The 22,505-nt window shown below is 63.5% G+C and carries 20 protein-coding genes; 15 read left to right on the top strand and 5 right to left on the bottom strand.

Translation table 11 applies throughout. From position 1 onward, the window contains the following. The first annotated feature begins 53 nt into the window (after window positions 1–53). Window positions 54–1,268 (top strand): sugar MFS transporter, encoded by a 1,215-nt coding sequence (locus QZ471_RS05435; RefSeq protein WP_058765900.1) that lies wholly within the window; start codon window positions 54–56, stop codon window positions 1,266–1,268. 408 nt (window positions 1,269–1,676) lie between these two features. On the opposite strand, the gene QZ471_RS05440 is transcribed toward QZ471_RS05435, so the two are convergent. Further along, window positions 1,677–3,026, bottom strand: coding sequence for a dicarboxylate/amino acid:cation symporter (locus QZ471_RS05440; RefSeq protein WP_295461552.1), 1,350 nt, complete (start codon window positions 3,024–3,026; stop codon window positions 1,677–1,679). Between the two features lie 400 nt (window positions 3,027–3,426). Here QZ471_RS05440 and QZ471_RS05445 point away from each other — a divergent pair, with 400 nt between their 5' ends. The 5 genes from QZ471_RS05445 (at window position 3,427) to QZ471_RS05465 (ending at window position 11,308) form a co-directional block, all read left to right on the top strand. Continuing rightward, window positions 3,427–4,161 carry a 4'-phosphopantetheinyl transferase superfamily protein gene (locus QZ471_RS05445; RefSeq protein ID WP_295461554.1) on the top strand — a complete coding sequence of 245 codons (735 nt, stop codon included), beginning with the start codon at window positions 3,427–3,429 and terminating at the stop codon, window positions 4,159–4,161. Window positions 4,162–4,798: 637 nt separating this feature from the next. After that, complete coding sequence (locus QZ471_RS05450; RefSeq protein WP_295461556.1) at window positions 4,799–7,714, top strand: ribonucleoside-diphosphate reductase subunit alpha; 2,916 nt, start codon at window positions 4,799–4,801, stop codon at window positions 7,712–7,714. A gap of 177 nt (window positions 7,715–7,891) precedes the next feature. Then, a complete protein-coding gene (locus QZ471_RS05455) occupies window positions 7,892–9,142 on the top strand; it encodes a ribonucleotide-diphosphate reductase subunit beta (RefSeq protein ID WP_295461558.1) in 1,251 nt (416 codons plus the stop codon). A 115-nt stretch (window positions 9,143–9,257) separates the two neighbouring features. Further along, window positions 9,258–10,049: a hypothetical protein gene (locus QZ471_RS05460; RefSeq protein WP_295461560.1), complete on the top strand. Its 792-nt coding sequence runs from the start codon at window positions 9,258–9,260 to the stop codon at window positions 10,047–10,049. A gap of 215 nt (window positions 10,050–10,264) precedes the next feature. Further along, window positions 10,265–11,308, top strand: a complete 1,044-nt coding sequence (locus QZ471_RS05465; protein ID WP_295461562.1) for a hypothetical protein — start codon at window positions 10,265–10,267, stop codon at window positions 11,306–11,308. Window positions 11,309–11,587: 279 nt separating this feature from the next. Here QZ471_RS05465 and QZ471_RS05470 read toward each other — a convergent pair whose 3' ends face one another. Continuing rightward, window positions 11,588–12,013: a transcriptional regulator gene (locus QZ471_RS05470; RefSeq protein WP_295461564.1), complete on the bottom strand. Its 426-nt coding sequence runs from the start codon at window positions 12,011–12,013 to the stop codon at window positions 11,588–11,590. 170 nt (window positions 12,014–12,183) lie between these two features. Between QZ471_RS05470 and QZ471_RS05475 the strand changes: the two genes are divergently transcribed. The 4 genes from QZ471_RS05475 to QZ471_RS05490 all read left to right on the top strand — a co-directional run bounded on the left by QZ471_RS05475 (window position 12,184) and on the right by QZ471_RS05490 (window position 15,327). Beyond that, entirely contained in the window at window positions 12,184–12,624 is a 441-nt protein-coding gene (locus QZ471_RS05475) for a Bro-N domain-containing protein (RefSeq protein ID WP_295461566.1), read from the top strand. Window positions 12,625–12,944: 320 nt separating this feature from the next. Next, complete coding sequence (locus QZ471_RS05480; RefSeq protein WP_295461568.1) at window positions 12,945–14,078, top strand: GGDEF domain-containing protein; 1,134 nt, start codon at window positions 12,945–12,947, stop codon at window positions 14,076–14,078. Window positions 14,079–14,130: 52 nt separating this feature from the next. Beyond that, window positions 14,131–14,595 carry a GNAT family N-acetyltransferase gene (locus QZ471_RS05485; RefSeq protein ID WP_295461570.1) on the top strand — a complete coding sequence of 155 codons (465 nt, stop codon included), beginning with the start codon at window positions 14,131–14,133 and terminating at the stop codon, window positions 14,593–14,595. 201 nt (window positions 14,596–14,796) lie between these two features. Further along, complete coding sequence (locus tag QZ471_RS05490) at window positions 14,797–15,327, top strand: transposase (protein WP_295461572.1); 531 nt, start codon at window positions 14,797–14,799, stop codon at window positions 15,325–15,327. A gap of 295 nt (window positions 15,328–15,622) precedes the next feature. Here QZ471_RS05490 and QZ471_RS05495 read toward each other — a convergent pair whose 3' ends face one another. Next, complete coding sequence (locus QZ471_RS05495) at window positions 15,623–16,498, bottom strand: LysR family transcriptional regulator (RefSeq protein WP_295461574.1); 876 nt, start codon at window positions 16,496–16,498, stop codon at window positions 15,623–15,625. 179 nt (window positions 16,499–16,677) lie between these two features. On the opposite strand from QZ471_RS05495, the gene QZ471_RS05500 reads away from it, so the two are divergent. Beyond that, window positions 16,678–17,436: an SDR family oxidoreductase gene (locus QZ471_RS05500; protein WP_295461576.1), complete on the top strand. Its 759-nt coding sequence runs from the start codon at window positions 16,678–16,680 to the stop codon at window positions 17,434–17,436. Here the strand turns inward: QZ471_RS05500 and QZ471_RS05505 are convergent. Beyond that, window positions 17,433–18,176: a class I SAM-dependent methyltransferase gene (locus QZ471_RS05505; RefSeq protein WP_295461578.1), complete on the bottom strand. Its 744-nt coding sequence runs from the start codon at window positions 18,174–18,176 to the stop codon at window positions 17,433–17,435. The genes QZ471_RS05500 and QZ471_RS05505 overlap by 4 nt on opposite strands. 97 nt (window positions 18,177–18,273) lie before the next feature. Between QZ471_RS05505 and QZ471_RS05510 the strand changes: the two genes are divergently transcribed. Next, a complete protein-coding gene (locus QZ471_RS05510; protein WP_007160503.1) occupies window positions 18,274–18,741 on the top strand; it encodes an RNA methyltransferase in 468 nt (155 codons plus the stop codon). Between the two features lie 6 nt (window positions 18,742–18,747). Here the strand turns inward: QZ471_RS05510 and QZ471_RS05515 are convergent, their stop codons facing one another. Beyond that, window positions 18,748–19,578, bottom strand: a complete 831-nt coding sequence (locus tag QZ471_RS05515) for an IclR family transcriptional regulator (RefSeq protein ID WP_058764424.1) — start codon at window positions 19,576–19,578, stop codon at window positions 18,748–18,750. Window positions 19,579–19,817: 239 nt separating this feature from the next. On the opposite strand from QZ471_RS05515, the gene QZ471_RS05520 reads away from it, so the two are divergent. From QZ471_RS05520 to QZ471_RS05530, 3 genes are read left to right on the top strand one after another with little or no spacing between them, the layout of a single operon-like run. Further along, window positions 19,818–20,837 (top strand): ABC transporter ATP-binding protein, encoded by a 1,020-nt coding sequence (locus QZ471_RS05520; protein WP_295461586.1) that lies wholly within the window; start codon window positions 19,818–19,820, stop codon window positions 20,835–20,837. Continuing rightward, a complete protein-coding gene (locus QZ471_RS05525; protein ID WP_295461588.1) occupies window positions 20,834–21,700 on the top strand; it encodes an ABC transporter permease in 867 nt (288 codons plus the stop codon). Before QZ471_RS05520 ends, QZ471_RS05525 begins: the two co-directional genes overlap by 4 nt. 4 nt (window positions 21,701–21,704) lie before the next feature. Further along, the gene (locus tag QZ471_RS05530) at window positions 21,705–22,499 is read left to right on the top strand and encodes an ABC transporter permease (RefSeq protein ID WP_295461590.1); all 795 of its coding nucleotides are present in this window, start codon (window positions 21,705–21,707) and stop codon (window positions 22,497–22,499) included. Window positions 22,500–22,505: the final 6 nt, after the last annotated feature.

A 22,505-nucleotide genomic window follows, 5' to 3' on the forward strand; every position in this document is an offset into this window, starting at 1 on the left:
CTGTCCGAACATAGTGGACAGACACAAGAAACCGTCGTACCCATGGAGCCCCAATGCACAATCAAAACCAGAGCTACCGCGGACCCCTGATCGTCCTCACCATGCTGTTCTTCATGTGGGGCCTGATCACCTCGCTGAACGACATCCTGATCCCCCACCTCAAGGCGGTCTTCACCCTCAGCTATCTACAGGCCTCGCTGATCCAGTTCTGCTTCTTCACCGCCTACTTCATCGTCTCCTTCCCGGCAGGTCGCCTGGTCGAGAGCCTGGGTTACAAGAAGGGCATCATCGTTGGCCTGCTCACCGCCGGTGTCGGCTGTGTACTCTTCTATCCGGCGGCCGGCGCCCAATCCTACGGCTTTTTCCTGACCGCCCTCTTCGTCCTGGCGGCCGGCATCACCGTACTGCAGGTAGCGGCGAACCCCTACGTCACCATCCTCGGCAAGCCGGAAACCGCGGCCTCGCGCCTCAACCTCACCCAGGCCTTCAACTCTTTGGGCACCACCGTCGGCCCGCTGGTGGGTGCAGTGACCATCCTGGCGCTGGTCGGTGAAGACTCCGCCGCCCACTCGGTGCAGCTGCCCTACCTGATCCTGGCGGGCATGCTGGTCGCTCTGGCCGTGATCATCGGCCTGTTCCGCCTGCCGCAGATCAAGGACACCGAACAGGACAACGCCACCGACGAGAACGCCCTGACCGCCAACAGCGTCTGGGCCTATCGCCACCTGCTGCTCGGCGTGGTCGGCATCTTCATGTACGTGGGCGCGGAGGTGTCCATCGGCAGCTACCTGGTGAGCCTGATGGAAAGCCCGGATGTGGCCAGCCTGGACGCCGCCACCGCCGCCAAGTACCTGTCCCTTTACTGGGGCGGCGCCATGATCGGCCGCTTCATCGGCGGCGTGGTGATGACCAAGGTACGCCCGAACCTGGCCCTGAGCTTCAATGCCATCGCCATCGGCGTGCTGCTGGCCGTGGCCGTGCTGCAGGGCGGCAAGGTCGCCATGTGGGCGCTGCTGGCGATCGGTTTCTTCAACTCCATCATGTTCCCGACCATCTTCTCCCTGGCCCTCAAGGGCCTGGGCAAGTTCACCTCCAAGGGTTCGGGCCTGCTGTGCATGGGTATCGTCGGCGGTGCGCTGGTGCCGGCCATCCAGGGCTACTTCGCCGATACCATCGGCCTGCTGCCCTCCTTCCTGATCCCCCTGGCCTGCTACCTCTACATCCTGTTCTACGGCGTGATGGGCTACCGCCCCACCCTGCGTCGCTGATCCCCCTCGAAGCGCTGGCGCCCTGCCAGCGCTTCGTCCCTCCTGCTCCGCCCCCTATCCCGCTTTCACGACAACCCGCCTACGACCCCGCAGCCTGGTGGGCCGTACGCACCTGTACGACGCCGGCGAGCATCCCCTCTCCCCGACATCGCAAGGCCCGCCCAGGGCGCGCTGCCGCCCTTCGCCATAGCTTGGCTGCCACTTGGCAATGCGCTGGAGCTGCCGCCCTGGAATCCTGGCCGTCACCCTGAGTCTCCCGCCTATGGATCGCTCGGCACTCTCAGCCGGGCACATCACCGACGCCCTCCCCGCACCGAATCCTGCGCAAAAGAAAACGCCCGTATCTTTCGATACGGGCGTCTTGTCGTTACCGCAGGGACCGCTTCAGGAGCAGCCCTCGCGCGAGGCTCAGGCAGTCTGGCGAGCTTCCTCGACTTCGACGGCGTTCGGGCCGCGAGCGAGTTCGGTCTGCAGGGTCTGCTCGTCCAGCTGGCCGCACCACTTGGCGACCACGATGGAGGCCACGCCGTTACCGACCAGGTTGGTCAGGGCGCGGGCTTCGGACATGAAGCGGTCGATACCCAGGATCAGCGCCAGACCGGCGACCGGTACGTGACCGACGGCGGACAGGGTGGCGGCCAGCACGATGAAGCCGCTACCGGTGACGCCTGCAGCACCCTTGGAGGAGATCAGCAGCACCAGCAGCAGGGTGATCTGGTGGGTGATGTCCATCTGGGTGTTGGTGGCCTGGGCGATGAATACCGCGGCCATGGTCAGGTAGATGGAAGTACCGTCGAGGTTGAAGGAGTAGCCGGTGGGGATCACCAGGCCAACCACCGACTTCTCGGCGCCCAGCTTCTGCATCTTGGTCAGCATGCGCGGCAGGGCGGACTCGGAGGACGAGGTACCCAGCACGATCAGCAGTTCTTCACGGATGTACTTGATGAACTTGAGGATGCTGAAGCCGTGCACGCGCGCCACGGCACCCAGCACCACCAGCACGAACAGCAGGCAGGTGATGTAGAAGCAGGCCATCAGGTAGCCCAGCTGCACCAGGGTGCCGACGCCGTACTTGCCGATGGTGAACGCCATAGCACCGAAGGCGCCGATGGGGGCGAGCTTCATGATGACGTTGATGATGTTGAAGAAGACGTGGGAGATGCGGTCGATGAAGTTGAACACCAGTTGACCGGTCTCGCCCAGGCGATGCAGGGCGTAGCCGAACAGCACGGCGAAGAACAGTACCTGCAGGATCTCACCGGTAGCGAAGGCATTGACGACCGTCGACGGGATGATGTTCATCAGGAAGTCGATGGTGCTCTGCTTCTCGCCAGCCGCGGCGTAGGCAGCGATGCCCTTGGTGTCCAGGGTGCTGACGTCGACGTTCATGCCGGCGCCCGGCTGGACGACGTTGACCACGATCAGGCCGATCAGCAGCGCGACGGTGGAGAAGATTTCGAAGTACAGCAGGGCCATGCCACCGGTCTTACCGACCGCCTTCATGTTCTGCATGCCGGCGATACCCGTTACCACGGTGCAGAAGATGATGGGCGCGATGACCATCTTGATCAGCTTGATGAAACCATCGCCCAGCGGCTTCATGGCAGCGCCGGTCTGGGGATAGAAGTGGCCGAGCAGCACACCCAGGATGATGGCGACGATCACCTGGAAGTACAGACTCTTGTAGAGGGGTTGCTTGACGTTTCGCTTGGGTGCGGGAGCAGTAGTCGTTGTTGTTGTGTCGACGGTGGCGGTCATGGCTCTTTCCCTTGTGGCCACTACCTGACGTCCTGTCTCGAGTGGGCACCTGACTGAAAGTGGCTCTCTCATCCTGAGAGCTTTTTGTTGTGGATCCGATGGCCGCGCGACGGTGACACCGGTATCTGCCTGTAACTAAGCAATAGCCGTTCCACTTTTGTCTGCGCAATCAAATGGCCAGCTTTCATGCACCTTTCAGCCGAAAGTCTAGTTGCGAAACCAGGGCGAGACTCCGCCATCCGACGAAAACGGGCGGAAATCCCCCACCGCCCAAGGCGGTTTTCCGCCCATGCAGATCGGTAGTCGGCTATCCTCAGCTCGCCTTTTCGGAAGCGCCGGCATGAGCTGCCACCTTCCCCGCCGAGTAGAATGCCGGGACCACCCTGCCACCGTGCCCACCATGCAAGAGAAGGATCTACCGGGCTGCTGCACCGCGCCCACTCCCCTCGCCCCCCTGGGCGAAGACCTGGCATCACTGGAAATCATCTGTTGCCGCTTCGACCCCGCCCAGGTCGACTTCGAGCGCGACACCTTGCGCCTGGGCGTGCAGCCACCGGACAACCTCTGGCGCGCCGTGGCCAAGCGCCAGGCCGAATACCTCGCGGGGCGCCTCTGCGCCCGGGAGGCCCTGCGGCGCCTGACCGGCAGCCCCGCGGTCCCGGGGCACCGCAGTCAGGACCGCGGCCCGGCCTGGCCGGCGGGCCAGGTGGGCGCCATCACCCATAGCCATGGCTGGGCCGCGGCGGCGGTGGGTCACCAGGAGGAATATCTGGGCATAGGCCTGGACGCCGAGTCGCTACTCGAACCCGCCAAGGCCCTGCGCCTGGTCGACCAGATCCTCACCCCGACCGAACTCGCGCGCCTGCATCCACTCGACGAAAGCCAGCAAGCCCTCGCCATCACCCTGGCCTTTTCGGCCAAGGAAAGTCTGTTCAAGGCTCTCCATCCCCAGGTGCAACAGATGTTCTTCTTCCAGGACGCCGAGATCCTGGCGTGGGACCTCGCCACCGGCCACTTCGCCATCCGCCTGCTCATCGACCTGTCCCCGCGCTGGACGGCCGGAGCCGAGTTGAGTGGCCATTTCCAAGTGGATGACGAGCAGCGGCTGCTGACGTTGCTGGCCGTGCGCGCCTAGCAGCGCATGCTCATCCGCGGCCTTAATAAGGAAGGGGGTAGCGCTCAAATAAGGAAGGGGGTAGCGCTCAGGGTCAAAAACGGCGCCGAGGCAGAAGGTCGCACCGTCTATCTACCGTTTTCTTATGTCGGCTGGGACGCTCATAGCGAACCGGTATATCCAGCCACTTTTCTGGATGCGACATAGTCGGCGCCTGTACGTTATTTGATCAGCAGGCCCTGAGACCGGAGTTGGCGAGGGCTGGCATGGGCCCGCCCCCAGGATACCCCCCAATGCCGAACAGCTTATCCACGCGTTATCCACAGCCGAAAACGTGATAAACGCGACATCTAGTGGCCCCGGACGTAGTACAACACCATATATAGCAGTTCGTCGGTGGGGACTGGGACGGCGAAACACCCCCCTGTCAAGACTGTCTTCCCTTACGATGAGGGCTTATCCTGTCGCCCGAATTATGAATTTCCAGGGTCCCTGGACCCCGCCCGTCGACGCCCTCGGGAGTCGGCGTCGGCACGGCTTTTCGTTGGAATCTTCATTGGTAGTCGCGCGACGCTCGCGTCGCGCAGGCCCTGGGCCAACCCGCTTCCGGACCACCGGCTCGCCGATGGTCCCCTATTTCAGATCAAGGGAGATCCGCATGCACACCGACCTGACCCGCGAGCAAGCCCAGCAGGGCCGCCCCGCGCAAGAGACCAGCCAGGACCTGGGCGCCACCGCTCCCGGTCAACTGCGCGTCATCAAGCGCAACGGTACCGTCGTCCCCTACACCGACGACAAGATCACCGTGGCCATCAGCAAGGCTTTCCTCGCCGTGGAAGGCGGTACCGCCGCGGCCTCCTCGCGCATCCACACCACCGTCAAGCAGCTCACCGACCAGGTCAGCAGCACCTTCAAGCGCCGCATGCCCTCCGGTGGCACCATTCATATCGAAGAGATCCAGGACCAGGTCGAACTGGCGCTGATGCGCGCCGGCGAGCAGAAGGTCGCCCGCAGCTACGTGATCTACCGTGAAGCCCGCAGCCAGGAGCGCAAGCAGGGCGCTGCCAGCGACATCGCCGAGCCGCACCCGAGCATCCGCGTGACCAAGGCCGACGGCACCACCCAGCCGCTGGACATGGGCCGCCTGAACACCATCATCAGCGAAGCCTGCGAAGGCCTCGAAGAGGTGAACGGCGAGCTGATCCAGAAGGAAACCCTGAAGAACCTGTATGACGGCGTGGCCGAGAAGGACGTCAACACCGCCCTGGTGATGACCGCCCGCACCCTGGTCGAGCGCGAGCCGAACTACTCCTACGTCACCGCCCGCCTGCTGATGGACAGCCTGCGTGCCGAAGGCCTGAGCTTCCTCGGCGTGGCCGAGTCCGCCACCCACCACGAGATGGCCGACCTCTACGCCAAGGCCCTGCCCGCCTACGTCGCCAAGGGCGTGGAGCTGGAGCTGCTGGACCCGAAGCTGGCCACCTTCGACCTGGCCAAGCTGGGCGCCGCCATCGATCACGAGCGCGACCAGCAGTTCACCTACCTCGGTCTGCAGACCCTCTACGACCGCTACTTCCTGCACAGCCACGGCACCCGCTTCGAGCTGCCGCAGCTGTTCTTCATGCGCGTGGCCATGGGCCTGGCGCACATGGAGAAAGATAAAGAAGCCCGCGCCATCGAGTTCTACAACCTGCTGGCCAGCTTCGACTACATGGCGTCGACCCCGACCCTGTTCAACGCCGGCACCCTGCGTCCGCAGCTGTCCAGCTGCTACCTGACCACCGTGCCCGACGACCTGTCCGGCATCTATGGCGCCATCCACGATAACGCCATGCTCTCCAAGTTCGCCGGCGGCCTGGGCAACGACTGGACCCCAGTGCGCGCCCTGGGCTCCTACATCAAGGGCACTAACGGCAAGAGCCAGGGCGTCGTGCCCTTCCTCAAGGTGGTCAACGACACCGCCGTGGCGGTCAACCAGGGCGGCAAGCGCAAGGGCGCGGTCTGCGCCTACCTGGAAACCTGGCACCTGGACATCGAGGAATTCCTCGAGCTGCGCAAGAACACCGGTGACGACCGTCGGCGTACCCACGACATGAACACCGCCAACTGGATCCCCGATCTGTTCATGAAGCGGGTCTTCGAGGACGGCAACTGGACCCTGTTCTCCCCCGCCGACGTACCCGACCTGCACGACCTCTACGGCAAGGCCTTCGAAGAGCGCTACGAGTACTACGAAGCCCTGACCGAGTACGGCAAGCTCAAGCTGCACAAGACCATCAAGGCCAAGGACCTCTGGCGCAAGATGCTCTCCATGCTGTTCGAGACCGGCCACCCGTGGCTGACCTTCAAGGACCCGTGCAACCTGCGCAGCCCGCAGCAGCACGTGGGCGTGGTGCACAGCTCCAACCTCTGCACCGAGATCACCCTGAACACCAACAAGGACGAGATCGCCGTGTGCAACCTGGGTTCGGTGAACCTGGTGAACCACATCGTCGACGGCAAGCTGGACGTGGCCAAGGTCGCCCGCACCGTGAAGACCGCCGTGCGCATGCTCGACAACGTCATCGACATCAACTACTACTCGGTGCCCCAGGCGGAGAACTCCAACCTCAAGCACCGTCCGGTCGGCATGGGCATCATGGGCTTCCAGGATGCGCTGTACCTGCAGCACATCGCCTACGGTTCGGATGCCGCCGTGCAGTTCGCCGACACCTCCATGGAAGTGATCAGCTACTACGCCATCCAGGCCTCCTGTGACCTGGCCGAAGAGCGTGGCAGCTACTCCAGCTTCCAAGGTTCGCTGTGGTCCCAGGGCATCCTGCCGATCGATTCCGAGAAGCGCCTGATCGAAGAGCGCGGCGCCAAGTACATCGAGGTCGACCTGTCCGAGACCCTGGACTGGGCCCCGCTGCGCGAGCGTGCCAAGAAAGGCATCCGCAACTCCAACATCATGGCCATCGCCCCGACCGCGACCATCGCCAACATCACCGGCGTGTCCCAGTCGATCGAGCCGACCTACCAGAACCTCTATGTGAAGTCGAACCTCTCGGGCGAATTCACCGTCATCAACCCCTACCTGGTACGCGACCTCAAGGCCCGCGGCCTGTGGGACTCGGTGATGGTCAACGACCTCAAGTACTACGACGGCTCCGTGCAGCAGATCGAGCGCATCCCGCAGGATCTGAAGGACCTGTACGCCACCGCCTTCGAAGTGGAGACCAAGTGGATCGTCGAGGCCGCCAGCCGTCGCCAGAAGTGGATCGACCAGGCCCAGTCGCTGAACCTGTACATCGCCGGCGCCTCGGGCAAGAAGCTCGACGTGACCTACCGCATGGCCTGGTTCCGCGGTCTGAAGACCACCTACTACCTCCGTGCCCTGGCCGCCACCAGCACCGAGAAATCCACCATCAACACCGGCAAGCTGAACGCCGTGAGCGCCGATCCCATCACCGGCGTCCAGGCCAGCGCAGCGCCCGCTCCGGCGCAGAAGGTCGAAGCTGCTCCCGCCCCCGCACCGGCTCCGGTGCCCAAGGCCTGCAGCCTCGACGATCCCGAGTGCGAAGCCTGCCAGTAAGTACCCAAGCCCTCTCTTAGCAGAGGGCTGCTCTTTATCCCCTCTCCCCCTGGGAGAGGGTTAGGGTGAGGGCAAACCCCTACACCCAAAGCTCTAGATCCCCTCCCTTCAGGAGAGGGCTAGGGTGAGGGCCCCAACTGCCCCGCCCCCACCACACAGCCACCCAGGAGACACCCCATGCTGAACTGGGAAGAATTCGACAAAGACGACGACACCACCACCGCCAAGCCCGTCCAGGCCGCTGGCCAGCAGGCCCCCGCCCAGACCGAGCGTCTGGACTCCGAGGGCGACGCCCTGGCCCATGACGCCCGCGCCGTGGACGCCACCGACTCCGCCGCCGTGGCCCGCGCCAAGGCCGCGCTGAACGAGCTGGACATCCAGGAAGGCCTGGACGACCTGGAAGGCTCATCCGCCCGCGTGCACGTCGGCGACAAGCAGATGATCAACGCCCGCGCCGACCTCAACCAGCTCGTGCCCTTCAAGTACGACTGGGCCTGGCAGAAGTATCTGGATGGTTGCGCCAACCACTGGATGCCCCAGGAAGTGAACATGAATGCCGACATCGCGACCTGGAAGAGCGCGGACGGCCTCACCGAGGACGAGCGCCGCATCGTCAAGCGCAACCTCGGCTTCTTCTCCACCGCCGACTCCCTGGTCGCCAACAACCTGGTGCTGGCCGTCTATCGCCTGATCACCAACCCGGAGTGCCGCCAGTACATCCTGCGCCAGGCCTTCGAAGAGGCGATCCATACTCATGCCTACCAGTACTGCATCGAGTCGCTGGGCATGGATGAAGGCGAGATCTTCAACATGTACCACGAGATCCCGAGCGTCGCGAAAAAGGCGAGCTGGGGCCTGAAGTACACCCGTTCCATCTCCGACCCCGAGTTCAAGACCGGCACCCCGGAGACCGATCGCCAGTTCCTCAAGAACCTGATCGCCTACTACTGCGTGCTGGAAGGCATCTTCTTCTACTGCGGCTTCACCCAGATCCTCTCCATGGGCCGCCGCAACAAGATGACCGGCACCGCCGAGCAGTTCCAGTACATCCTGCGCGACGAGTCCATGCACCTGAACTTCGGCATCGACATGATCAACCAGATCAAGATCGAGAACCCCCATCTGTGGGATGCCCAGATGAAGGACGAAGCCACCCAGATGATCCTCCAGGGCACCCAGCTGGAGATCGAATACGCCCGCGACACCATGCCCCGCGGCGTGCTGGGCATGAACGCGGCGATGATGGAGGACTACCTCAAGTTCATCGCCAACCGCCGCCTGACCCAGATCGGCCTCAAGGAAGAATACCCGGGCGCCACCAACCCCTTCCCCTGGATGAGCGAGATCATGGACCTCAAGAAGGAGAAGAACTTCTTCGAGACGCGGGTGATCGAGTATCAGACGGGTGGGGCGCTGAGCTGGGATTGATTACCAAGCTAAGACATTGAGATTGAATAGCAACGCTTTACCCGGGAGTAGACATTCGGGCTAGCAAAGGAATCATAGCCCCGCTTAATGCGGGGCTTTTCTTAAAAGGACAGCGATGCATACTCTACGTCTTTTACTGATACTACTAGCCAGTCTGACAGGCAACGTTAGCTTTGCTTATTCATCAGCTGGCGCAGAAGATTATGAAAAAGCACTAAAGACCGCAGAGCACTTACAAAAGACCATATCTATAGCAAAAGACCTCCTGGCCAGAGGAGATAAAAACGCGATAGATGAAAAAACAAAAAAACAACTCACTGACAATGCAATTGCATATAGAGCAAGCCTAGAAGCATCTGCAAACCTTGGATTCGCACCCGCTCAGCATCTTCTTGCATATACCCTTAAGCACGAGCGCTCTAAGGATAATAAAAAGATCTGTGAGCTGCTTGATCTTGCATCCCACCAAGGTTTGCTCGCATCCAGCTTAGCGAGAACAACTGCTTGTATTGGACAACAAACAGACCCGAAGAAAATGATTGAGGCTCAGCAGGGCTTTGTAAGCGACATAGCCTCCAACCTGTCAAAGCATGACCCCTATTCAAAGTATTATCCAATCCAAGCCTTCCAGCGTCCCGACTGCATGGATTTGCCTTCCCTCGATGAGAAAGCCTCAATGGAGGAGATTGCTGCAGCGCCTGCTGCGCCCAAACTCAGCCTAGCGCAATTTAGCGCAGAAGCAAACTTCTTCATTGCTAGAAGTGAGGATAATCAGAAAATTGAGGATGCGCTGCAACACCTTAATCAGGCAGAAGAACTAGGCTGTACAAGTAAGTATTTCATCAATACAAAAAACACCATTACTAAGCGCATTGAGCAGCAAAAGCTTACGCCTAAAGCAAATTAATTTAGATAAAAAGAGATTAGCCGGGCTGCGGCGTTAGATTTTATAGCTAAAAGTATCCTGCAATGGAAACTCAAGACCTATGCATCTAAATATTGGCCGTAGGTTTTTCGTCCTACTTTGACAGCCGCTCTCCAATAGAAAAGGCTAAGCTGTTTTCCACGCTACGGAAGCCCAACGAATTTCTGCTGAGAGCCATTTATACTCAAGGATGAACCATGCCCCGTTGGACCGACCAACCCGCCACCGACACGGATGCCGTCTTCGATTTCATCCTAAAATTCTCCGGCACCGTCCTGCGGCGCCATGCTTCGCTGTTGGCCAAGGTGCTGCCGCCGACCTTCGGCTTCGGGATGTTCCTAGCCTATTTCGCCCGTAATCACTTCTATCCCAGCTTCGACCTCTTCCAGTTCTCGTCGCTGCTGTTGGCTGCAGCGTGCCTGGGCTTTTTGACCATAGGCGCATTCGTTGCCGCGCTGTTCCTGCCAGGCGCCTGGGTCTATTACCGCTTCATCAATACGCCGGCGATCAAGGAAGACATCACCTACGCCCTGCCCTATCGCACCGAAGGGCGCTTTCGCAAGATCATGCTGTTGATGATGCTGGTGTTCTTCGTGCCCTATCTGTTGGCGGGGTTCAGCGATGCGGCCATTCTCTTCGTCGATCCTGAGCTGTTCGTCGGCGTTGCCTTGCTTGCGCCCATTCCTATCACGCTACTGGCGGGCATTGCCGTGCAGGGGCTATTCGACTTGCGCCGCTTCAGTTTCCTGAAGTTCGTCTGGGAGGCTTACCTGCCAACGATGGTCGTCGGCCTGTTCATTGTCTGGATGCTAGCCCAAGCCTATCCACTGGTGAGCGATTGGCAGCCGTTATTAAAGTGGGGCGCCCTGGCCATCGCCCCCTTCATCATCAGCTTCGTCGTGACGATGACGTCCATGGTGTTCATCGCTGGCTGGAATGCGGCACTGATGTTTTCGCTGTTTTTCGCCCTCTTCCTGGCCGGCTATAGCGGGGTGCTGACCACTCTGCCCGAGACGATGGTCAAGACGCTGGGCCTGGGTAACTACCAAGCCAAGGCCATCGTGCTGGATGCGTCCTATTGCGCCAAAGAACAGGCCAGGGTGCTACCTACCAACGAGCAGTGCGTGCTGCAGGATGTGCAGGTGGTCTGGTCGTTGGGCGAGGCGATCGTGCTGCGCCTGGCGGATGGCAGCACGGCGCGGTTGCCGGCTACGGCGATTCGGGCATTGGTGAGGCCCTAGGCGAATCCAAGGGCCAGCCTTCGCAGGCGTGAGCGTGAGGCTTCAGTCCGCGGCTATGCGCGGGCGAAAGCGTCCAGCGAGTGGCTTGAGCGGGCGTCGGGTGGGCAACGCGCAGCTCGTCCACGCAGCCCGGCGTGAGCGGCAAAGACTGCGCCGTTTTCCACGTTACGGAGGAGCGCTTCCGTCACTCGCCTATAAGGCCCGGCCGGTGCCGTTGCGGTGTGAGCAGGTTGGCGTGGGAGCCTATCGTTGAAGGCGGCGCCGCACGGTGGCGCCGGATCACTTTTTCCCTTTGCCGCCCTTGGCGCTCGGCTGGCTGGGGCCGGCCTTGACGAAGGCGAGGATGACCTCGCGTACGACCTTGCGCTGTTCGTCCGGCAGGCTGAGGAAGGCTTCGATGGCGTCGCGCTCGGGGTAATTTTCAGTGGTTGCCCAGTTTCCCCGGGGTTCGCGCACGTTCGCCACGGCCTGCTCGCCGTAGCGCAGGACCTGGGGTTCGATCTGCAGCCACTGGGCGAGAACCTGCAACTTGTCCTGGGCGGGAATGGACTTGCCACCCAGCCAGCGGGAAACCGCCTGGAAGGTCACGGAGCGCCCCCAGTAACGAGAGTTGAACTCGCGCTCCAACACCGCGGGTCGGTCAGGATAGCCGGCCGCCAGCATGGCGGCGCGCAGGCGCTGGGCGAAGTCGAGTTTGTCGTTCATGGGGCGGACGTTAAAGTCCGCTTCCAGCCTGGACTGAACATTCGATTGCGTAAAAATTGAAATTCATGATTTCATCCAGGCAGTAGGAGGACCATGAGGGTCCTGCGGTGGGCAGCGGCCGCTCGGTGGCTGAGTTCCCAGCGACTGCGCCTAGATACGGAGGTCAGGCAATGCCCACGCCCCATCTTTTGCATTTCGCGGGTCGTCCCCTGCGGGTCTATCAGTTCTTCGATGGGCAGCTGTGGTTCGATTGCCGCGAGGTCGCCAAGCTGCTGGATTACCCGGACCCGCTGGAAGCCGTGCGCAGCCACTGCAATCGCGACGGCGTGCACCAGGGCCCTGGCGAACGACCCACCCTGCTGATCGATCTCCCCAACACCTTGCGCCTGCTGATCGGCAGCACCAGCGAGCGCGCCGGGCCCTTCGAGGAGTGGCTCAGGCGCGACTGCCTGAAGCTGTTCTTCAGTCGCCTCCTGCAACCCGGCGAAGGCCAGTTGCTGCTCGACGGCCAGCCGCTGAGCCGGCTGTGCTGGCGTGACCAGTACTGGGTGAAACTCGCCGACGTCGCGGACGTGATCGGACCGCGCTTGCGGCTCAACCAGGGGTATTGAGCGACGTGCTCGCCTCGCGGCCGGGAACCCTGCTCGGCGCTACCGATTAGCCAGGGCGCGGATGTCACCCCGGCGACGGCGCGCTCTCGCTTCCGCCCTCAAGACAGGATGGGTCTGGCCGATAGCGTTCCAGCGGCTGCGCTTGCGGCCAAACCCTGGTGGCTTGCCGCGGGCATCTTAGCCTATCGGACATCAGACAGGGCGCCCGACCACGGTAAACTGGCGGCCTGCGCCAGGTTTCTCCTTGTCCGCGGCGTGCCCCACGGCACGTCGGGCAGACTCCGGTATTCGTTGCACGCTGCATAGGTCCGCCTTCCCCCATGGCTCTCGATGCCCCTACTCTCCTGACCATTACCATCGCCCTGGCGGCGGCCGCGGCTGGCTATCTGGCCATCGAATGGCGCTCGGTACGCGAGGCCGCGCTGCTCTATTGGAGCACCGGTTTCGCCCTCATCGGCGTGGGCAGCTTGCTCGCCCTGCTACGCAGCCAGGGGTTCCTGTTGGTGGGAATCTGGCTCGCCAACGGTCTGCTGGTTTTTGTCCATGGGCTGTTCCTGCTCGGCGTCGCGCGCTTCACCGGGCGCCGGCTGAGCCTGGGCTGGTGGGCCTTCGTGCCGATCTGGCTAGGGCTGTTGCTGCTGCCGAACGAGCCCTGGTGGTCCAAGGTGATGTTGGTGGTGCAGTCGGCGCTGATCGGCATCCTGGCGGTACGGGCGGGTCTGCTGCTGCGGCGGCGCCACGCCGGCGAGCGGCAACTGCGCTTTGTGCTGGTGGGACACGGGGCCTTCTATTTCGCCAAGATGATCCCACCGCTGATGCCCGGCGCCCTGCTCAACCTGGAGTCCTATCGTGGGACGATCATCCAGGTGTCGCTGGTGGAGGGAGTGATGGCGGTGATGCTGATCGCCCTGTCGATGACCGGCACGGTGCGCTATCGCCGTGAGCAGCGCATCGAGCGCCTGGCGGGCAGCGACCCGCTGACAGGGCTGCACAACCGGCGCGCCCTGGAGACGGAGGCACCCCGGCTGTTCGGCATGGCGACGCCCGAGCGCCCGGGTGCCCTGCTGCTGATCGATCTGGACAACTTCAAGCAGGCCAACGACCTGCACGGCCACGCCGCGGGCGACAGCCTGCTGATCGCCCTGAGCGAGCTGCTGCGCAGCGCCCTGCCCCGTCATTCACTGGCGGCGCGGCTGGGCGGCGATGAGTTCGTGGCGCTGCTGGGCGGCGCGAGCCACGCCGAGGTGGTAGCCCTGGCGGACAGCCTGCGTGAGCGCTTCAGCCTGCTGGCGACCCAACGCCTCGCTACCCCCGAGCGGGTCACCCTGAGCATCGGCGCGGTGCTGTTCGATCAACCGCCGCGCAACCTGGCGGACCTGTTGGCGCAAGGTGATCGGGCGCTGTACGAGGCCAAGCGCGGCGGACGCGATGGGGTGCGGGTGAGCAAGGGGTGAAGGGCGACCGGATGATCGCTTAGGCTTGCGCCATCATCTGAGCGGAGTCGCCATGCCCATCGCCCTCGAATCACCCGACCAACCCGAGGTGATCGCCCTGATCGCCGACCTGGACGCCTACCAGGATGGCCTCTATCCGCCCGAGAGTCGTCATGCCTTGGATCTCGCCTCGTTGATGCAGCCGAACGTGCTGTTCCTGGTAGCGCGTGGCGCAGGCGGCCAAGCGCTCGGCTGCGCCGCCATGGTGCTCAACGAGGGCTATGGAGAGATCAAGCGGATGTACGTGAGTCCCTCAGGGCGGGGTCAGGGGTTGGGTAGGCGTTTGCTTTCTCGCCTGGAGGCTGAGGCGCTCAAGACAGGATGCAGGAGAGCGATGCTGGAGACCGGTCCTTACCAACCCGAGGCATTGGCCTTGTATGGGGCGGCGGGCTACCAAAGGCGGGGGCCTTTTGGTGGGTATCGGGATGATCCGTTGAGTGTGTTTATGGAGAAGCAATTGGTACCGGTAGAGCCTTGAAGCGTTGCCTTGGTCGGTGCGAGTGGAAAAGGCTTGCGCCGTTTTCCACGCTACGGGGCCTGGGCGGTAGGGTGGACAACGCGAAGCTTGTCCACGCGGGTCTTGGGATCTTACCTGGGGGGATCAGTGGAAAAGGCTATGCCGTTTTCCACGCTACGGGGTTGAGCTATCGTTTCTGCCTCTGCTCAAGGAAGAGCTGCCATGTCTCGATTTCGTCGTGCCCGAATTCCGGGAGCTTCCTACTTCTTCACCGTGGTCTTGGCGGATCGGCATAGCGATCTGCTGATACGTCATATCGATCTGCTCCGCGAGACGGTGCGGGCAACACGACGGCGCCATCCCTTCCATATCGATGCCTGGGTCACCCTGCCGGACCACCTCCATTGCGTCTGGACCTTGCCCGAGGGCGACGTGGATTTCGCGCTGCGTTGGAAGGTGATCAAGTTCGGGTTCTCCAAGCGCCTGCCGGCGGATGAAGTTCGTACGCCAACGCAACAAGCACGGGGTGAGCGCGGCGTATGGCAGCGAAGGTATTGGGAGCATCTCTTACGGGACGAGCGGGACTACCAGCGGCATCTGGATTACGTCCACTTCAATCCGGTCAAGCATGGCCATGTGCAGGCGGTGAAAGACTGGCCCTATTCGAGCTTTCATCGGGCGGTGCGGGAGGGACTGTATCCGGAGGATTGGGGTGGGGATTTCGTGGTGGAGACGGGACGTTGGGGGGAGTAGCGCCATACGGTGAACAACGCGGAGTCTGTCCTCGCGGGGTCATGCATTGGTGGCATCAGTTCAGTGGAAAAGGCTAGCGCCGTTTTCCACGCTACGGGACCTGGGCGGTAGGGTGGACAACGCGAAGCTTGTCCACGCGGGGGCTTGGGTCAGGCGTGGGTGGATCAGTGGAAAGGTTGCGCCGTTTTCCACGCTACGGGGCCTGGGCGGTAGGGTGGACAACGCGAAGCTTGTCCACGTGGGTCTTGGGATCTTGCCTGGGTGGATCAGTGGAAAGGTTGCGCCGTTTTCCACGTTACGGGGCGAACTCTGCCAGCAGAAACTCTACGAAACTTCTCACCGTCACCGAGCGCCATCTCGTCTGGGGGTAGAGCGCACTCAGCGGCCGAGTAAGTTCTTGGCCTTGGAAGAGACGCACCAAACGGCCGGCGGCGACGTCGTCCTGCAGCAGGAAAGCCGGCTGGAGGATGATGCCGAGGCCTTGCAGGGCGGCCAGGCGCAGGGCGGGGCCGTTGGCGAGGTGCAGGCGGCCGGGTGACAGACGGCCGAAGGTGGCGCCGGTCTGGGCGCGCCACTGGGCCAGGGCGCGGGGGTCCATGCCGAGGCAGTCATGGGCTTCCAGGTCGGCAAGATGTTCGGGCGTGCCGCGTCGGGCGAGATAATCCGGCGCAGCGCAGCACCACAGGACATAGGGTGCCAAAGGGCGCGCCACCAGGGAGGAGTCGTCCAGTTCGCCGATGCGGATGGCGATATCGATGCCCTCCTCCACCAGATCCTGAACCCGGTCGCTCAGTACCAGATCGAGGGTGACCTGCGGATGCCGCGCCAGATAGTCGCCCAGTCGAGGCGTAAGGCCGTAGGTGCCGAAGGACACCGGCGCTGACACGCGCAGGATGCCAGCGGGCGCCAGGCGCTGGGTTTCGACCTGGCGGTCGGTGTCGGCGACCAGGGCAAGGATCTCGCGGCAGCGGGCGTAGTAGCCCTCGCCAAAGGCGGTCAGGCGCTGGCGCCGGGTGGTGCGCACCAGCAACTGCAGACCCAGGCGCTTTTCCAGGCTGCGCAGGTGATTGCCGGCCATGGTCGGCGAGATACCCTGCGCCTGGGCCGCAGCGGCCAGGCTGCCGCGCTCCACTATGGCGACGAACACCTGCATGCTGTCGAGCAGATCCATTCCACACTCCGGATGAGGAATCCCAACACTGGAGCAGCGTTTATCTCATCTGGGTGCTGGGTGAGGCTAGGGGTGTACTGAGTGGCGACGGTCCTGTCGGGCTTCGCTGCGCTCAGCCAAACGCGTGGAAAAGGCTGCGCCGTTTTCCACCCTACCGATCCTGAAGTGGAGAATCGAACATGGATCTGCAACTGCACGAGCGTACCGCGCTGATCACCGGCGCCAGCGTGGGCATAGGCACGGGCATCGCCCGCGTCCTGGCGGCCGAAGGCGTTAGGCTGGCAATCACCGCGCGGCGGCTGGACGCTCTGGAGGGCCTGGCCGAGGAGATCGTGGCGGCGGGTCATGCCCGGCCGCTGGTGATCGCGGCGGACATCACCAATGCCGAAGATGTCCAGCGTCTGGCGCGGGAAGCCGAGGAAGGGCTGGGCCGGGTGGATATCCTGGTCAATAACGCCGGCGGCACAAGACCGCTTTCGGTAACCGCGGATGATGCGGCCTGGGACGAAGCCTGGAATCTCAACTTCACCGCGACCCGCCGCCTGACCCAGGCGCTGCTGGGTGGAATGCGCGAAAGACGCTGGGGACGGATCGTGAATTTCAGCGGCAGCATGGAGCCCCGCGAGATCAACGCGGCCGGCGCGGCCAAGGCGGCGCTCCAGTTCTGGTCCAAGGGTCTGGCGAGCCAGTTGGCGGCCGAAGGCATCACGGTCAATACCATTGCGCCCGGGCGGATCAACTCCGAGCAGATCCTGCAGCGGCTGCATCCGACGCCGGAGGCGCGCCAGGCCTTTATCGCCCGGCACATTCCCATCGGCTATTTCGGCGAGCCGGAAGACGTAGGACACGTGGTGGCCTTTCTTGCCTCACCGTTGGCGCGCTACCTCACCGGCGGTGTCATTGCGGTGGACGGCGGGATGCATGCTCATGCCCACTAGCGCCTGACGCAGACGAACAGGGCATTACCGGCCTCGCCGGCCCAGGGTTCGATGCGCTGGTAGTCGTGCTCCAGTACCTGGACCTCGAAGTGCGGCTCCAGCAGGGCCAGCAATTCAGGGAAGTCCACCGCCACCATGGGGTGCTCGTCCTGCCAAGTCTGCTGCTGGCCGGCGTGGCGGCGTTCGATGCGCAGGCGGAGTTGCTGGTGCTCGCCCTCGCCCGGGTAGTGCCAGGCGGAGGCGAAGCTGAAGTGGCCATCGGCCCGCGCGACGCTGTGGCCGACGCTGGAGCCATTGTCGATGCGGCGCTTGTCGACGGCATTGAAGCAGAACAGGCCGCCTGGGGTCAGGGCCGCGTAAACATACTCCAGACAGGCCTGGAGCCGTGCGAGGCTAGCGCTGTAGTGCAGGGAGTAGAGAAAGCAGGTGATCAGATCGACCGGCTGCTCCAATTCGAAGGCGCACATGTCCTGGCAGGAGAATTCGGCCTCCGGGCAGCGCAGTGCGGCCTGGGCGAGCATCGGTGGATTGAGGTCCAGCCCGCTGCTCTGGAAGCCGGCATCGAGAAAGTGCCGCACATGGGGGCCGGTGCCACAGGCGAGGTCCAGGTGACGGCTGCCGCCGTTGCCGAACAGCCGCTGCAGCCGCAGCACCGCCTGGCTCTGAGCCTGGTAGTCGATGTCGGCGCAAAGCAGGTCGTAGTAGGCCGACAGGTCGGTATAGAGGGCGGTGGCGGACATCGCAGGGGCTCGGGGCTGGAGACGCGGGCGCGCATCTTAGTCGGTTTTAGCCGTGATCGAGCCTTTATACTGGCGGTTTTCCCGAGAGTCTCCTGACGTGAGCAACAAGAGATACGCCTGCATCGGCCTGAGCAACCCCAAGTCGCCGTCCAATGTCGGGTCCATCATGAGGGCGGCTGGCTGCTACGGGGTAGCCTCGGTGTTCTATACCGGCACCCGCTACGACCGCGCCAAGGATTTCGTCACCGACACCAAGAAGGTCCACCAGGACATCCCGCTGATCAACATCGACGACCTGCGCCGCATCCTGCCGCTGGGCTGCGTGCCGGTGGCGGTGGAGTTGGTGGACGGTGCCCGGCCGTTGCCCGAGTACACCCATCCCGACCGTGCGCTCTATCTGTTCGGTGCCGAGGACGGTTCGCTGAGCCAGGAGCTGCGCGACTGGTGCGAGGACGTGGTGTACATCCCCACCCAGGGCTGCATGAATCTCGCGGCCACTGTCAATGTGGTGCTCTACGACCGCTTGGCCAAAGGCAATAACACCCGCTCTGGTCCGCTGTTCTAAGAGTTTTTAACCAAAACCCTGGGTCGGCCGGCGCAAGACTGGATCGAAGGGGTTGATGCGCGCGGCGATCACCCCGGCCTCGCGCTTGAGCAATTCGATCACCGTGGGCAGGCGCTGGGCGTTGAGGCGTTCGCTCAGGGTGCCCACGCTCAGCGCCGCCACCGCCCGGCCGTTGCGGTCAAGGATAGGGACGGCAAGGCCCGCCATGCCTTCCAGCACCCCGGTGTTGCGCGCGGCGTAGCCCAGGCGGCGGACGTTATCGATTTCGGCGCGCAGCAGCACCTCATCGTAGTGATGGGCGTCGCGCAGGCGCGGCAGGTTGTAGCGGATCACCTCTTCGCGTTCTTCCTCGGGCAGGAAGGCCAGGATCGCCAGGGCGCCCTGGCCGCCACCCAGGGGCACGCGGCCGCCGATGTCGCCGGTGAAGGTGCGGATCGGATAGGGCCCCTCGCTGCGATCCAGGCACATGGCGTCGAAGCCGCTGCGCGCCAGCAGGAACAGCGAATCGCCCAGGGACGCCGACAGCCGCAGCAGACTCGGCCGCGCCAGGTCGCGCAGGTTGCCGACCTGGCCGGCGCGGGCCGCCAGGGCGAAGAAGTCCAGGCTCAGGCGGTATCTCTTGCTGCGGGCGCACTGCTCCACCATGCCCTCCTCCACCAGACCGCGCAGCAGCCGGTGGGTGGTGGGTTGCGACAGCCCCACGCGCTCGGCCAGGCGGGTGACCTTCTCGCCTTCGGGATCGCCCTCACCCAGGGCGCGCACCACGGCGAACACCCGGCTAATGGCGCCGACGCCTGCTTCGCCTGAGGCGGCCTTGCTCTCTGTGGAATTTTCCATCTCGATAATTCCTTTAAATTTCACTGAGTGAATAAATTCAGAAAAATAGTTCGATCAGTGAAAAACTCGCTTGTCCGGCATCCTAGATCGCCCTTACCTTCGGGTCCATAGGGCGATACTCACAATCACCGGACGCCGCCAAGTCGAGCGAGCGCCAACGTCCAGTTCCAGGCTGTCTTTCGCCCTGCCCAAACCCTGCCCGCCGTCTGCGTGGGCGCGACCGGAGGAGCATTGCGGCCATGGCTTTCCTGACTCTCGACAATCTCAGCAAGCGCTACGGCGAGACCTATGCGGTGGCCGGTTCGACCCTGGCCATCGAGCGCGGCGAATTCGTCTCCCTGCTCGGCCCCTCCGGCTGTGGCAAGACCACCACCCTGCAGATGATCGCCGGCTTCGTCGACGTCAGCAGCGGACGCATCCTGCTCGACGGCCAGGACATCACCCACGCCAAACCGGCCAGCCGTGGTCTCGGGGTGGTCTTCCAGAGCTATGCGCTGTTTCCGCACATGACGGTGCGCGACAACGTCGCCTTCGGCCTGCGCATGCGCAAGGTGGCGGGCGCCGAGCTGGCGCGCCGCGTCGAGGAGGCCCTCGGCCTGGTGCACCTGGGCCAGCATGCCGAGCGCTATCCGCGCGAATTGTCCGGTGGCCAGCGCCAGCGGGTGGCCCTGGCGCGGGCGCTGGTGATAGCGCCGCCGGTACTGCTCTTGGACGAGCCGCTGTCCAACCTGGACGCCCATCTGCGCGAGGAGATGCAGTTCGAGATCCGCCGCATCCAGCGCGAAGTCGGCATCACCACCCTGATGGTGACCCACGACCAGTCCGAGGCGCTGTCCATCAGCGACCGGGTGGTGGTGATGGAAGCCGGGCGTATCACCCAGGTGGATGCGCCCTATCGCCTCTACGAACACCCGCGCAACAGATTCATCTCCGACTTCGTCGGCAAGGCCAATTTGCTGCCGGGCAGCCTGGATGCCCAGGGCCGGCCGCAGATCGCCGCTGGTGGCGCTTTGGCGATCTCGCTGCGGCCGGAAAAGATCGAGCTGCGCCCCGTCGGCGAGGGTCGGCTGCAGGGACGGGTGCTGACCCGCTTCTTCCTTGGTAGCCAATGGCTGTATCGCCTGGAGACCACCCTCGGCGAGCTGTCGGTATTGCGCAGCAACGACGGCCAGCCACCGCTGGACGAGGGCCAGGACGTTGGACTGCACTGGGACGACGGTCTGCTGCGTCGGCTGGAAGCTACGGAGGCGGCGGCATGAGCACCCTGCTGCGCGGCACCGGTCGTGCCTATCTGCTCAGCGCCCCGGCCCTGGTGCTGTTCGCCGCACTGTTGGTGTTACCCCTGGCGCTCACCGTGGTGCTGTCGTTCAACGTCTTCGACTACGAGACCGGGGTGAAGGAAGGCAGTTACACCCTGGCCCATTACCTGGCGCTACTGAGCGACCCTTACTACTACGAGATCTTCCTGCGCACCTTCTGGATCAGTGCCCTGGTCACCCTGCTCTGCGTGCTGATCGGGGTGCCGGAGGCCATCGTCCTCAGCCGCATGGGCGCGCCCTGGCGCTCCATCTTCCTGATCCTGGTGCTGACGCCGCTGCTGATCTCGGTGGTGGTGCGCGCCTTCGGTTGGAGTCTGCTGCTGGGCGCCGATGGGCTGGTCAACCAGGCCATCATGGCCCTGGGCGGGCGACCGCTGAAGCTGCTCTACACCCCCTTCGCGGTAGTCGTCGGCCTGGTCCACGTGATGCTGCCCTTCATGATCATCCCGGTGTGGACCTCGCTGCAGAAACTCGATCCTGCCGCCGAACAGGCCGCGCTGTCCCTCGGCGCCAGTCACTGGACGGTGCTCCGCCGCATCGTCTTGCCCCAGGTGATGCCCGGGGTGCTCTCCGGCACGCTGATCGTCTTCGGCCTGGCCGCCAGTTCCTTCGCCATCCCCGGTCTGCTCGGCGGACGCCGGTTGAAGATGGTCGCCACCCTGATCTACGACCAGTACCTGGCCGAACTCAACTGGCCGATGGGCGCCACCCTGGCGGTGGCCCTGCTGCTGCTCAACCTGCTGGTGATGCTGGGCTGGAATCGCCTGGTGGAACGCCGCTACAAACGTGCCCTGGGAGTCTGAAGCCATGACCCGCAACGGCCCGCTCGGGCTCGCCTTCCATACCCTGGTGATGGTCTTCATGCTGGCGCCGCTAGTGGTGGTCTGCCTGGTTGCCTTCACCCCGGAGAACACCCTCAGCCTGCCCACCGCCGGCTTCTCGCTGCGCTGGTTCGCCGCCGTCTTCGAGCGGGCGGACTTCCTCACCGCCTTCTACAACAGTCTGCAGTTGGCCGCTCTCTCGGCCACCATGGCAACGCTGATCGCGGTGCCGGCGGGGCTGGCCATCACCCGCTACCGCTTTCCCGGCCAGGGCTTTCTCAACGGCCTGTTCCTCTCGCCGATCATCATCCCGCACCTGGTGCTGGGCGTGGCCATGCTGCGGCTGTTCGCCCTGCTGGGGGTGAACGGCAGCTTCAGCTGGCTGGTGCTGGCCCACGTGGTGGTGATCACCCCCTATGTGCTGCGCCTGGTGATCGCCGCCGCCATCGGCATCGACCGTAGCGCCGAGCAGGCCGCCGAGAGCCTGGGCGCCAGTCGCACCACGCTGTTCTGCCGCATCACCCTGCCAATGATCCTGCCAGGCGTTGCCGGCGGCTGGCTGCTGGCCTTCATCAACAGTTTCGACGAGGTGACCCTGTCGATCTTCGTCACCTCCCCGGCGACCCAGACCCTGCCGGTGCGAATGTACGTCTACGCCACCGAATCCATCGACCCGATGATGGCGGCGGTATCGGCCCTGGTGATCGCTCTCACCGCGGCCACCATGATCCTGCTCGACCGCATCTATGGCCTGGATCGCGTGCTGGTGGGCAAACAATGAACAGCC

It is taken from the genome of uncultured Pseudomonas sp. (assembly GCF_913774235.1).
In the GTDB taxonomy this organism is placed as follows: domain Bacteria; phylum Pseudomonadota; class Gammaproteobacteria; order Pseudomonadales; family Pseudomonadaceae; genus Chryseomonas.

Coding starts and splice junctions, on each gene's coding strand:
- QZ471_RS05435 (WP_058765900.1), top strand. CDS start 54: ATGCACAATCAAAACCAGAGCTACCGCGGACCCCTGATCGTCCTCACC.
- QZ471_RS05440 (WP_295461552.1), bottom strand. CDS start 3,026: ATGACCGCCACCGTCGACACAACAACAACGACTACTGCTCCCGCACCC.
- QZ471_RS05445 (WP_295461554.1), top strand. CDS start 3,427: ATGCAAGAGAAGGATCTACCGGGCTGCTGCACCGCGCCCACTCCCCTC.
- QZ471_RS05450 (WP_295461556.1), top strand. CDS start 4,799: ATGCACACCGACCTGACCCGCGAGCAAGCCCAGCAGGGCCGCCCCGCG.
- QZ471_RS05455 (WP_295461558.1), top strand. CDS start 7,892: ATGCTGAACTGGGAAGAATTCGACAAAGACGACGACACCACCACCGCC.
- QZ471_RS05460 (WP_295461560.1), top strand. CDS start 9,258: ATGCATACTCTACGTCTTTTACTGATACTACTAGCCAGTCTGACAGGC.
- QZ471_RS05465 (WP_295461562.1), top strand. CDS start 10,265: ATGCCCCGTTGGACCGACCAACCCGCCACCGACACGGATGCCGTCTTC.
- QZ471_RS05470 (WP_295461564.1), bottom strand. CDS start 12,013: ATGAACGACAAACTCGACTTCGCCCAGCGCCTGCGCGCCGCCATGCTG.
- QZ471_RS05475 (WP_295461566.1), top strand. CDS start 12,184: ATGCCCACGCCCCATCTTTTGCATTTCGCGGGTCGTCCCCTGCGGGTC.
- QZ471_RS05480 (WP_295461568.1), top strand. CDS start 12,945: ATGGCTCTCGATGCCCCTACTCTCCTGACCATTACCATCGCCCTGGCG.
- QZ471_RS05485 (WP_295461570.1), top strand. CDS start 14,131: ATGCCCATCGCCCTCGAATCACCCGACCAACCCGAGGTGATCGCCCTG.
- QZ471_RS05490 (WP_295461572.1), top strand. CDS start 14,797: ATGTCTCGATTTCGTCGTGCCCGAATTCCGGGAGCTTCCTACTTCTTC.
- QZ471_RS05495 (WP_295461574.1), bottom strand. CDS start 16,498: ATGGATCTGCTCGACAGCATGCAGGTGTTCGTCGCCATAGTGGAGCGC.
- QZ471_RS05500 (WP_295461576.1), top strand. CDS start 16,678: ATGGATCTGCAACTGCACGAGCGTACCGCGCTGATCACCGGCGCCAGC.
- QZ471_RS05505 (WP_295461578.1), bottom strand. CDS start 18,176: ATGTCCGCCACCGCCCTCTATACCGACCTGTCGGCCTACTACGACCTG.
- QZ471_RS05515 (WP_058764424.1), bottom strand. CDS start 19,578: ATGGAAAATTCCACAGAGAGCAAGGCCGCCTCAGGCGAAGCAGGCGTC.
- QZ471_RS05520 (WP_295461586.1), top strand. CDS start 19,818: ATGGCTTTCCTGACTCTCGACAATCTCAGCAAGCGCTACGGCGAGACC.
- QZ471_RS05525 (WP_295461588.1), top strand. CDS start 20,834: ATGAGCACCCTGCTGCGCGGCACCGGTCGTGCCTATCTGCTCAGCGCC.
- QZ471_RS05530 (WP_295461590.1), top strand. CDS start 21,705: ATGACCCGCAACGGCCCGCTCGGGCTCGCCTTCCATACCCTGGTGATG.